Raw genomic sequence first — 12,363 nt, forward strand, 5'->3', positions numbered from 1 at the left:
GCAGTGGCTGATTCCGTGGCGAGGGAGCTTGCTCCCGTTGGGGCGCGAAGCGGCCCTGAGAATAGGACTGCTGCGCAGTCCAGCGGGAGCAAGCTCCCTCGCCACAGAAGCATTCTGCTGTTTTAAGCGTTAGTTGACGGCCTGATCAATCCCCGCCTGCAAGGCCTGGCTCTCTCGATGGCCACCGGCGCGCAGAAGGCCCAGGTTCAAGGCTTGATCCTTGCGCGTGGCGTCGTCCTGTTTCTGGGTCAGTTCGTCCTTGGCCCCGAGTGCGAGGTTGACCGGTGATTTGGAGACATTCAGCCCGACATCGGCGCGGTAGTCGCTGCCTGCCAGTGTGGTTGCGGTGACCCTGGAACCGCCCAGCTCGACCTTGCCATGCTCGGCACTGATCCGCGCACCCGTGAGGCGCGTATCACCACCGACCTGCAGGCTGACGCCCTGGCTGCCGCGAATACCTGACGCCTGAGCGACGCTGTCCTTGATCACATGGCTGACGTCCAGGTTCAGGGTCGGGGTGTAGTTGGTGTTGCCACTCTTGTCACCGAACAACACGCTTTCAGCCGTATCGGCCACCTTGCTGCCGGTGGTGTTCTTGCCGCTGACAACGTAGCTGTCGCTGGTTGTTGGCCAGACCTTGTCCTTGAAGCCCGACAGGCGCGTGCCCAGCGCATCCGTCTTGTCTGCCAGGTAAGCCTTGGCCTTGTCCACGCGGGTGCCGAAGGCGCCGCGGGGCTCGGGGTTCACGTCGTAACTGGCGCTGCGGGTGAGTTTTTCTTCCAGGCGTTCCTTGGCGTTGACGACGCTGTCGAGCACTTTGTCCTTGGCCGAAGCCAGGTGCCCGGCGCCCTTGTCGACCACGTTCTCCAATTTGTCGCGATGCTTGTCGAACGCGCCTTCGGCCTTGGCTTTTACCGTGTCCTTGAGCGGGCCGCTGGCCTTGGCGAGTTTATCGACCACGCCAGGCTGGTTTTTCTCGACATCCAGTTTGGCATCGACATGAACCTGGGTGCTGTTGACCTGGTCCTTGCGGCTTTCTACAACGAGGTCGCCGCCTACCTTGCCGCTCACCTGCTCGGCGTCGATGCGTGCGCCCGCCAATCGGGTATCGCCGGCACTGTTGATGACCACGGTATCGGCCTTGATCAGGCTGTCGTGCTGGGTGGTGCCTTGCACGTGATCCACATCGACCTTGGCCCGCGCATTGATGCCGCGTTGGGTCTTGGGTGTCTCGTGTTCACCGGCGTCGGCCAAGGTGGTCTTGCCCACACTGGCGCCCGCGCCCAGGGTCACGCCCCAGCTGTCATGAGCCTGGGTCGACTGTGCCGACTCCTGCAGGACGCCGCCGTTTTGTGCGTCTAGATTGACGCTGGCCGCGCTGACCTGAGTACCCTGCAAGTGAATGGCATCGGCTGCATCGGCACCGCTGGCGAGGCTGACCTTGCCGTTGCTGTGCAGTTGCCCGACGACTACGCCCTGGTCATCTTCGGCCACCTTGCCGATGTTGAAATTGGCGCTGAGGTTGCCGGTCTTGCTGCTGCTTTCGGCGCTGCTGGTTTTGCCGGCGCCAAGGGTCAGGCCGCCGCCCAGGTTGCTGCCGTTGCTGACGTGGCGGTGGGTGGCGGCTTGCAGGTCCAGCTTGCCGCCGGCATTGAGGCTGATATCGCCGGTCTTGGCGGTGCCGGAGCCGATCTGCGTGCCTTGCAGGGTCATGTCGCCGCCGCTGCCGAGTTGGATCGGCCCGTTGCCCTGGAGCGTCGCGACGCGGGCCTGGCTGTCCTGGGTGTCGAGGCGCTGGTTATCCAATTGCACACCGGCACCGAGGTTGATGTTGGTGCCATTGGCGCCGGGCGCTGTGCCCACGGTCAATGACGCGTTACCGCGCAACGTGCTGCTGGTGTTGCTCTGGGTGTCGTTAGCCTGGTTGAGCGCCAACTCACCGCCGGTCTTGAGGTTGACGCCTGCCTGGCCGCCGTTGAACTGGCTGCCTTCATAACTTGCATCGCCCTTGGTCTGGAGGCTCACGCCCTGGGTGCCCGCGTAGCTGCCGACCACTGCCGTGCTGCTGGCTTGGCGTACATCACGGCTGCCGCCGCTGCCGCTGCCGCGTACATTCACGTCCTCGCCGGTGGTGGTGTAGACCCGCACGCCGACCTTGGCGTCCACGCCTTGCTCGCTGCTGCTGTGGGTATTGGCTGCCGCCTTGGCGATATGCTCGCCGGCATTGATGGTCAGCCCGCCATCGGTGGCGCGGTACTGCGTGCCCTCATCCTGCAACTTGCCGGCGCTATCGACCTGCACCGTGGCGCCACTGAATTGGCTGACCACGGCGGTGTTGTCCTGCGTTGTGCCGGTTTTGTTCGTGTGGCCAACTTCCACATCCAGGCCGACATTGGGTTGCTCGAACGCATCCAGCAAACCGGGCTGATGGAACTTGGCCTGGGCCACACCCTCGACGGCTTTTTCGATCGGGCGGGTAATGCCTTTGTATTCGACATTGGCGCCGACGTCGGCGGTCCAGCCGTTTTGCTTGTGGGTACTGGTCTCGGTGGAATGGGCGGCCAGGTTGTCGATCTGGCCCGCGTTGACGCGCAGCTCGGCGCCGGCCTTGGCCTGTGCACCCTCGCCGGTGAAGGTGTTGCCAGCATTGATGGTCAGCTTGCCGGTCGCGGCCACGGCGCTGGTTTGCGCGGTGGTTTTTTCAGCGGTGTCGTGGTTGCTCTGGTGGCTGAACTGAGCACCATTGCCTGCCCGATCAATGCCGCCGGTGTAGTAGAAACTGCCGCCGGTGGTGGTCTTGTCTACGGCTTCGGTGCGCTGGTCATGGGCGGCCAACAGCTCGACGTTTTTGCCGCTCAGGCTGGCATCGCCTTCGGTTGCCTGGAGGTTGGAGCCGCTGATGCTGACGTCACCACCGGCGTTAACCGCCACACTGGCGCCGTTGATGCTTGAAGCCTGCTGCCGGGTGGTGTCGGTCTGGCGGGTTTGCTGCTGGTCTTCATAGCTCAGGCCTGCACGGTACTGGCGGCTGACACCTTCAGTTTCCTTGGCGTAGCCATCGAAGCCGCGGGTATGGGTACTGGTGGTGTCGTGGGCGGTGTTCTGCGCCGCAGCGACCTTGATATCGCCCTTGGCATTCGCTTGCAGTTCACCCGCGGCGGACACCTGGGAGCCACTGACCGTGAGGTCCTTGGCGCTTTGCAGCTTGAGGTTGCTGTCCGAGCGCAGGTTACTGGCAACCACGGTGCTGTCCTTGAGGTTCTTGCGGCTTTCATCCTTGGAAATGCCGAAGAACTTACTGTCGTTGCTGTAGCGGTTGTCGTGGGAGGTGTCTTGTACGCCGTCGATCACCAGCGAGCCTTTGTCGCTGATGACACTGGCCTGCTTGCCGCCTCGGGCCCGGCTGCCGCTGATGCGCACGTCGTCTGCCTGGACGATCAGCTTGCCGTCGGCATTCACCTTGCTGGCGGTGTTCAAGGTCTTGCCCTGGTTGCCGTCGCCGTTCTTGCCGAAGAAGCTGCCGCCCGTGAGGTCGCCTGCGTAGGTGTTGTCACTGCTGTTTTGGGTGCGGCTGGCGCTGGTGATGTCCACTTGGCGGCCTGCCAATTGGATGTCCCCTGGGGTTTTCAGCTCGGCGCCCTGCAATTGCAGTTTCTGTTTACTGGTCAGCTCCAGCGTGTGGCCGGCCTTGAGGCTGCTGGTGATGCTGCGCTGTTCGCTGCTGGATTTGTCCCAGTTGGCTTTCCACAGGTGCTTGCGATGGTTGCCATGGTCGCGGGTCTCATGGGTTTCGGTAGCGGCGGTCACCTGCAGGTCGGCGCCGCTGTTGACGCGCAAGGCGTAGCCCGCTTCGACGTGGCTGGCTTTGATGTCGGCCTTGGCGCCGGAAGACAATGCCGCGTCCTGTTGGGCGACGAGCGTGTTGCCGTGCTGGCGGGAATCCTTGTCGGTGGTGGTGCGGTCGTAGGTTTCGTAGGTGAACAGCAAGTTGCTGTTGTCCCACTGTTCACGCTTTTCCTGAAGCCTGCGGCTTTCCAGGCTGCTGAGGGTCAGGTTGCGCCCGGCATCCAGCTTGACGTTGCGCCCGCCTACGTCAGTGGCGGCCAGGTTCAAGTCCTTGGCGCTGCGCAAGTCGACGTCGCCCTGGCGGCTCTGCACCCCGGCGCGGGTGGCGTCGAGGCTGTTGGCGTGGACTTGGCCGCTGACATCGAGGTCACCGGCCGAGCTGATCTTTACACCGTCAGTGCCTTGCACCTGCACACCACCCACACGTACCCCGGCCCCTTCGGCGGTGCTGATGATATTGATGCGCCCGGCCTGCATCGCGCCGAACAAGCGTGCGTCGATGCGTTGCTCCTGGGCCTTGCCGGCGGGGTCGACCTGGCGTACTTCGCCGCTGGCGAAATCCACCTGGTTGCGACCGACCGTGAGGTTCAATTGATCACGGGCACTGAGGCGACCCTCGCTGTCGATGCGTGGTGCGATCAGCTTGATGGAACCCTCGCGGTTGTGCAGGCCCTGGCCCTGGATCGTCAGTTGGCCGTTGGCATCGCGGGTGCTCAAGGCTTGCAGCTTGCCGTCGTTGAGTTCAGGGCGGCCGACCACCAGGTTGGCATTGGGCGTGTTGATGAAGCTGCCGCCATTGACCGAAATGCCGTTGGGGTTGGCCAGCACATAATCGGCGGCCTGGCCGAAAATCTCCTGGGCGCCGTTGAGGGCCGAGGCATTGCGGCTGATCACTTCGTTGAGGATCACGCTCGCCGCCTGGCCCTGGAACTGCGGGTTGGCGGCCAGTTGCCCGGCCAGTTGGGATTGGCCGGCCTGCAAGGCGTTGTTCAACACCAGGCCCTGGCGGTCGACGTTGTAGTCCAGAAACTGGTTGTGGGACAGGCCGCCGGCATTCGGCGCGACAATGTTGACGATGGGCACACCGCCCTGGTCTTGCAGTTGCGGCGTGCCGCCGGGGCCTGTGACGACGGTCACGCCGCCAGCCAGTACCAACTGTGGCAGCAGAAACAGGCTGGCAATGGCCCAGCGCAGTTTGCCCTGGGGAGAAAGGTGAAAGCTGTGTGAAGTAGTCGGCATAAATAATTTCGCTCTGTGTTGGCTGATCCGCGACGTGCGTTGTTCGTTGCAACGCTGCTGGGGTGGTCAGGTACGGCGGTGACTCAGGCTAAAAACGGGTGTGGGCTCATATCTGCACGCTAAGGCGCGTCAGCCAGACCTCCGGCTCCTGGCGAAAACCTGTTGGGGTGTTGAGGTTGCGTTGGTAGTCGACGTCGAGCTGCACGTTCTTCCAGCTCAGGTTGAGCCCCGCGCTGGCGCCGCTCAGGCGTTGGCTCTGGGCGCCGTGTTCGTGCTTGACCCACGCATTGTCCAGGCCCAGGCGCGGGGTGATCTTCACCGGCAAGCCCGTGTCGAGCGGCAGGCGCAAGGTGTTGCGCCATACCGCGCCAATGGCGCCGGAGCTGCTGTTTTCGCGGTAGCCACGCACGGCCGAGTCATCGGTGATCAGCAGTTGTTCGATGGCGGGCAATGCATCCTCGCTGTACTGCACCGACAGCTGGCTTTGCCACTGCCATGGCTGCGCTGACCATTGGCCGTTGCGCCATTGGGTGAGATTGGCGCGGTACTTGTGGAACTGTGCCTTGGGGTGTTTTTTTTGCACCTGGTCGGCATCCCGATCGGCGCCGAACCACGTCAGGCCCTGGGCGTAATTGACGTCCAGGTTCCACACCGCACTGTTGAGCCAGAACAGGTTGAGGCCCGCTTCTGCCACCGTGAGCGTCGGGCTCTGAATGTCCAGATGGACCTTTTGCAGGTAACTGTCGACGTCCTTGTAGGCCAGTTGCAGGTTGGCGCTCAGTTGGTGGCTCTGGTCGCGCCACAGCACGCGGTCGCTGCGCAGGCTGAGCTGATCGGTGCGGCCACTGTTGTAAAGCGTCGTGCGGCTGAGCTTGAACGGTGAGCGGTATTCGGCATGGCTGGCGAACAGGCTGTAGGTCCAGTAACCGTAAGGGATGGAATAGAACAGGCTGTGGCTGCGGCTGTAGCGTGGCCCATGGTTGAGCGTGTCACTGAAGCTCAGGTTGAGCGAGTCGTTGATTTGCAGCGGGCTGTCCAGGCTCACGCTGATGGCGTTGCGCTCACGCCCGGTGCCGGCGCTGCCGAGGTTATCGACCCCAAGCCCGAGCGCCCAGCGCGAGGCACTGCTGCGCGAGCGCAGGATGATGCGTGAGGCGCCGGGTGTGCTGCCGGGGGCGATGTCGGCGGTCAGGTCCACCGAGCGCAGGCGGTTGAGCTGGTCCAGGCCCTGCTCCAGGTCGCGCAGGTTCAGTGGTTTGCCGAGCATCCCGGGGAATGCCCCGCCCAGCGCCACCGGCAGGCTCTGATCGGCCAACTCGATGGCCTCCAGGTAGCCTTCTTCGACATGAATATCCAATGGCTGCCCGGCGGCCGGCGCACTGATCAGGTACGGCCGGCTGGCGATGTAACCGGCCTCGACGTACAGCTGGGTAATCTGCGCCAGCAGGCGGTTGATCTGCGTGACGCCCATGCACGGGGCCACGTAGGGTTGGATGTGTTTGTCCAGCTCGCTGCGGGTGAACAGCGTAACTCCGGCCAGACGCGTACCGCTCAGGGGCCAGCAACCTTCATCCTTGGCACTCTCTTTTGGCAAGGCCGGCAGGGCCGGTTGCGTGCCGAAACTGCCGCGCTGCATTTGGCGCTGGCGTTGCTCCAATTGTAATTGCTGCAAATCGCGCTGCTGTTGCTGCTGCAAGCGCAGGGCTTCCTGGCCAGGCTGTGGGCCATCGGCGGCAGCCACCGGCAGCGCCCACAGGCAGAGCAGGGCGATGCCCAGTTTTCGGGTACAACACAGGTGTGCGGTTGAGAGCTGATGTGGCACTCGACTTCCTTAAACGTAGAAATACACGCGATGCATCCGCCCGAGCCAAATAGTGAACTCAGCGGGACTTGCCACACTTGAGTGAGTGGTAGACGGTTTGTTACATCGCTGTAGGATTTATCACACAATACGTAAGAAAGGTCGCGTAATTAAGTGCTTTTATGCACATTTTTGGTGCGGCCTGAGGTGTGCAGGCCCGTCATTCCTGCGCTTAAAGGCGTGTAAGTGGCAGAGGGATGGTTTGGATTGTTGTCAAGACTTCGCCTAATCGGCTGGGCCCGATCAAGGGACGGCAGCTTGCCTCGTTGCCAGATTAGGCTTTTGAATCCATTGGATATTCTGTAGCCTTGCGCAGCTTCAGCTTTACCCGTGCTTGATGAACAAAAACACTTCGTCCGGCGGCGCCCGAAGGGCTCCCGAGCCGGTGGTACACTCGACTTTCGCGCTACTGCGCCTGCAGGTCTTGCGAACATGACGCACATTTCCGAACGCCTACTGGTTCAAGCCCACCTCGACGCCAAACAGCCCAAGGTTCTCAGCGTTGCTGAAGAGGCAAGCTTGCGTACTGCCATCGCCGCCGAGCTCAAGGCTCAGGACGCGGTGTTGGTCGCCCACTTTTACTGCGACCCGGTGATTCAGGCCCTGGCCGAAGAAACCGGCGGCTGTGTTTCCGACTCCCTGGAAATGGCCCGCTTCGGCGCTGCCCACCCAGCCAAGACCGTGCTGGTGGCCGGTGTGCGATTCATGGGGGAGACCGCCAAGATCCTCACCCCGGAAAAACGCATCCTGATGCCTACCCTGGAAGCGACGTGCTCCCTGGACCTGGGGTGCCCGGTGGATGAGTTTTCCGCATTTTGTGATCAGCATCCCGAGCGCACCGTGGTGGTGTACGCCAACACCTCGGCCGCGGTCAAAGCCCGTGCCGATTGGGTGGTGACCTCCAGCTGCGCACTGGAAATCGTCGAGAGCCTGATGGACAACGGCGAGACCATTATCTGGGGCCCTGACAAACACCTGGGCACCTACATCCAGCGCCAGACCGGCGCCGACATGCTGCTGTGGGACGGTGCCTGCATCGTGCACGAAGAGTTCAAGTCCAAGCAGCTGGAAGACATGAAGGCGCTGTACCCGGATGCGGCGATCCTGGTGCATCCGGAGTCACCGACTTCGGTGATCGAATTGGCGGACGCGGTGGGTTCCACCAGCCAACTGATCGCTGCGGCGCAACGCTTGCCGAACAAGACCTTTATCGTGGCGACTGATCGCGGCATCTTCTACAAGATGCAACAGCTGTGTCCGGACAAGGTCTTCATCGAAGCACCCACCGCCGGCAACGGCGCCGCGTGCCGCAGCTGCGCGCACTGCCCGTGGATGGCGATGAATACGCTGGAGCGTACATTGCAGTGTTTGCGTGAGGGCAGTAACGAGATTTTCGTCGAGCCGTCGGTGATTCCCCAGGCGGTGCGGCCGCTCAAGCGGATGTTGGACTTCACCCAGGCTGCGCGGTTGAAACTGGCCGGCAACGCCTGAACACAAATCAAAATGTGGGAGCTGGCTTGCCTGCGATAGCGGAGTAACAGTCACAGGTGTTTGGCTGCAAGACCGCTATCGCAGGCAAGCCAGCTCCCACAGTTGATCGGCGATGTGCTTGAGTTACTTCTTTTGCTTCGGGATCCGCACCAGTTGCGTATCCGAATAGATGTCATGCCAACTGCGTTTGTGTTTATCGAACAACGACCAGATAAACCCCAGCCCCACGCACAACCACGACGCAATCGACACCACAAAACGCAGCAACGCCTGCCACAGGCTGATCCGCGAGCCGTCGGCGTTTTGCACGCGTACGCCCCACACCTGCATGCCCAGGGTTTGCCCCGAATGGGTCCAGAACTTGGCGAAGAAACCAAACAGCACAAACAACAGGATCGTCGACAACAACGGGTCACCGTCCAGCGCGCCGGACTCGGTGAGTGTGCGCATCTTCGCTTCGCCGATGAAGGCGATCCACACCAGCTTGTAGATGAACGCCGTGACGATCAGCAGGGCGGTGCATAACAGGAAGTCATAGAACATCGCTGCCAGGCGACGGCCCAGGCCAACGGCGGGGAATTCGCCCTGGGGGCTCAACAGGGGTTTGGACATGGCAGGGCTCTCTGGAGAAAGCACGCAGTTTACGCAATGGCGCCCATAAAAAAGCCCCTGATGTCATATCAGGGGCTTTTTGTCGCAGGAGGGATCAAGTGTTCTCTGCTTGTACTTCGTCAGCCTGCATACCTTTCTGGCCCTGCACAGCAATGAAAGTCACTTTCTGGCCTTCTTTCAGGCTCTTGAAACCGTTGCCCTGAATGGCGCGGAAATGCACAAACAGATCCGGGCCGCTCTCAGGAGTGATAAAACCAAACCCTTTTTCGTCGTTAAACCACTTGACGAGACCGCTCTGACGTTGGGACATTTTCTTCTTTCCTTTGACGCTAAAAATTAATGACAGCCCCTTTCACACGAAAGAGTACTGGGCTGGGTTGCAGGAAAGTTAAGAGACGTCGAACGGGTTGTAGCAACTACTTCAGCTACTGCCCAGGTCCAGGTTCCAAGCGACCCATGCAAACACAGTGAGCAAACTCTACGCCAACTAATATGAAAAAAACAAGCCCCGCGCAAGGCCCCGGTTTTACTGGGGTGCATGACACTTTGTTGAATGCTGAGCAGCTGACTTATTCGATAGAGTAGTTCACTTGTTATAGGGCTATTCCTTTAAAAATGACTATCGAAAATGCACTGTTTTATGGCGGTTGCGTTACAGTTTAGTGCACGTTCACGCAACCGCGTTACTTATGGAAACAATCCGTCAGCCGCGATAGTAACGTTGCGGCACAAATGGCATTTTACTTACACGTAGTGGCACCTTTTTCCCACGCACCAACGCAGACACTTCGGTATCCAGCGCAGTGAAGGCCGTGTCCAGGTAACCCATGGCCAGCGGGCCCCCCAGGCTCGGGCCAAAACCGCCGCTGCACACGGTGCCGATCACGGTGCCGTGTTCGTCGACAATCTCTGCACCTTCACGCACCGGGGTGCGCTCCTGAGGCAGCAAGCCCACGCGCTTGCGGCTGACGCCAGCTTGTTGCTGAGTGAAGATCCGGTCGGCGCCGGGGAAAGCGCCGGCACGCGGGCCATCCGCACGCCGGGCCTTGGAGATCGCCCACAACAGGCTGGCTTCGATCGGGGTGGTGTCGGTGTTCATGTCGTGGCCGTACAGGCACAGGCCGGCTTCCAGGCGCAGCGAATCGCGGGCGCCCAGGCCGATAGCCTGTACTTCGGCTTCGGCCAGCAGGCTGCGTGCGAGGCTTTCGGCATTTTCAGCCGGCACGGAGATTTCGAAGCCGTCTTCACCGGTATAGCCGGAGCGGCTGACATAGCAGTCCACGCCCAGCAAACGCATGGTGGCGAATTGCATAAAGGTCATCCGGGTGACTTCAGGTGCCAACCGCGCCAGCACCTTCACCGCAGCCGGGCCTTGCAGGGCCAGCAGGGCGCGTTCTTCGAACAGCGGTTCGATGGTGCATTGGTCGCCGATATGTTGACGCAGGTGTGCCAGGTCCTGGTCCTTGCAGGCGGCATTGACCACCAGGAACAGTTCGTCGTTGCCCAGGTTGGCCACCATCAAGTCGTCGAGGATGCCGCCTTGCTCGTTGGTGAACATGGCGTAGCGCTGCATGCCCACCGGCAGGTCGATGATGTCGACCGGCACCAGGGTTTCCAGGGCCTTGGCGGCATTGGCACCGGTCAGGCGGATCTGGCCCATGTGCGACACGTCGAACAACCCGGCCTGATCACGGGTGTGCTGGTGTTCTTTCATAACACCCAGCGGGTACTGCACCGGCATGTCGTAGCCGGCGAAGGGCACCATGCGTGCGCCCAGTTCGAGGTGCAGGGCGTGCAGAGGGGTTTTCAACAGGGTTTCGGTGGACATATTCAGCTCCTGAAAAACGTGCCGACGCGCTTGTGGGCGTCAGCACTCGATAATGTTGACCGCCAAACCGCCACGGGCGGTTTCCTTGTATTTGCTTTTCATATCGGCGCCGGTCTGGCGCATGGTGCGGATGACCTTGTCGAGGGACACAAAGTGCTGGCCGTCGCCCCGCAGGGCCATGCGCACCGCATTGATCGCCTTCACCGAGCCCATGGCATTGCGCTCGATGCACGGCACCTGCACCAGCCCGCCAATCGGGTCGCAGGTCAGGCCGAGGTTGTGTTCCATGCCGATCTCGGCGGCGTTTTCCACTTGGGACACGCTGCCGCCCAGCACTTCGCACAGGGCGCCCGCGGCCATGGAACAGGCCACGCCCACTTCACCCTGGCAGCCGACTTCGGCGCCCGAGATCGAGGCGTTTTCCTTGTACAGGATGCCGATGGCGGCGGCGGTGAGCAGGAAGCGCACCACGCCGTCTTCGTTAGCGCCCGGGATAAAGCGCATGTAGTAATGCAGCACCGCCGGCACGATCCCCGCTGCACCGTTGGTGGGCGCGGTGACCACGCGCCCGCCATTGGCGTTTTCTTCGTTGACCGCCAGGGCGTAGAGGTTGACCCAGTCCAACACCGACAGCGGGTCGCGCAGGGCGGACTCGGGGTTCTTGCACAACTGCCTGTGCAGCGCCGCCGCCCGGCGCTTGACCTTCAAGCCTCCGGGCAAGATGCCTTCGTTGCGACAGCCGGCGTCGACGCAGTCCTGCATGACCTGCCAGATTTTCAACAGGCCGCTGCGGGTTTCCGCTTCAGGGCGCCATGCGCTCTCATTGGTCAGCATCACCTGGCTGATGGACAGGCCATAGGTGGTGCAATGGCCGAGCAGGTCCTTGGCGTGCTTGAACGGGAAGGTCAAGGGCGTGGCGTCTTCGACGATCCGGTCGGCGCCGGCAGCGTCTTCATCCACCACAAACCCACCACCGACCGAGTAGTACTCGCGGCTGCGAATCTGGATACCGGCGGCGTCAAAGGCGCGGAAGATCATGCCGTTGGGATGATAGGCGAGGGGTTTGCGAATCATCGCCAGGTGTTCTTTCTCGTTGAACGCAATGCTGTGTTCACCGAGCAGGTTGAGGCGCCCGTCACTGCGCATCTGCGCCAGGCGGGCAGCTACGGTTTCGGTATTGACGGTGTCCGGGTGTTCGCCTTCCAGGCCCAGCAGTACGGCCTTGTCGCTGCCGTGGCCTTTGCCGGTGGCGCCGAGCGAGCCATAGAGTTCCACTTTGATGCCGGTGGTGGCGCTCAGCAGGTTGTCACGCTTGAGGCCCTCGACGAATCGAGCCGCCGCACGCATCGGGCCGACGGTGTGGGAGCTGGAGGGGCCGATGCCAATCTTGAACAGGTCGAACACGCTAAGGGACATGGTTGTTCTCCGGTTTCTTATTATTCTTGAGGCCGTACTCGGTCAAGTGTGGGAGGGGGCTTGCTCCCGA

General features: G+C 61.7%; 7 protein-coding genes. 1 reads left to right on the top strand and 6 read right to left on the bottom strand.

From position 1 onward, the window contains the following. Positions 1–129: 129 nt before the first annotated feature. Entirely contained in the window at positions 130–5,085 is a 4,956-nt protein-coding gene (locus E4P01_RS25395; protein WP_216092023.1) for a hemagglutinin repeat-containing protein, read from the bottom strand. 106 nt (positions 5,086–5,191) lie between these two features. Beyond that, complete coding sequence (locus E4P01_RS25400; RefSeq protein WP_216092022.1) at positions 5,192–6,907, bottom strand: ShlB/FhaC/HecB family hemolysin secretion/activation protein; 1,716 nt, start codon at positions 6,905–6,907, stop codon at positions 5,192–5,194. A 471-nt stretch (positions 6,908–7,378) separates the two neighbouring features. Between E4P01_RS25400 and nadA the strand changes: the two genes are divergently transcribed. Further along, positions 7,379–8,437, top strand: a complete 1,059-nt coding sequence (gene nadA / locus E4P01_RS25405; protein WP_032879720.1) for a quinolinate synthase NadA — start codon at positions 7,379–7,381, stop codon at positions 8,435–8,437. Positions 8,438–8,560: 123 nt separating this feature from the next. Here the strand turns inward: nadA and E4P01_RS25410 are convergent, their stop codons facing one another. The 4 genes from E4P01_RS25410 to E4P01_RS25425 form a co-directional block, all read right to left on the bottom strand. Beyond that, on the bottom strand, positions 8,561–9,049 hold the full coding sequence (locus E4P01_RS25410) for an RDD family protein (RefSeq protein WP_005790850.1): 489 nt from the start codon (positions 9,047–9,049) through the stop codon (positions 8,561–8,563). A 94-nt stretch (positions 9,050–9,143) separates the two neighbouring features. Beyond that, a complete protein-coding gene (locus E4P01_RS25415) occupies positions 9,144–9,359 on the bottom strand; it encodes a cold-shock protein (RefSeq protein ID WP_078822180.1) in 216 nt (71 codons plus the stop codon). Positions 9,360–9,752: 393 nt separating this feature from the next. Beyond that, positions 9,753–10,877 carry a glycine cleavage system aminomethyltransferase GcvT gene (gene gcvT / locus E4P01_RS25420; protein WP_078822179.1) on the bottom strand — a complete coding sequence of 375 codons (1,125 nt, stop codon included), beginning with the start codon at positions 10,875–10,877 and terminating at the stop codon, positions 9,753–9,755. Between the two features lie 39 nt (positions 10,878–10,916). Further along, positions 10,917–12,293: an L-serine ammonia-lyase gene (locus E4P01_RS25425; protein ID WP_005790847.1), complete on the bottom strand. Its 1,377-nt coding sequence runs from the start codon at positions 12,291–12,293 to the stop codon at positions 10,917–10,919. Positions 12,294–12,363 lie beyond the last annotated feature (70 nt).

The sequence above is a fragment of the Pseudomonas sp. NCIMB 10586 genome (assembly GCF_023127895.1).
In the GTDB taxonomy this organism is placed as follows: Bacteria; Pseudomonadota; Gammaproteobacteria; order Pseudomonadales; family Pseudomonadaceae; genus Aquipseudomonas; species Aquipseudomonas synxantha_A.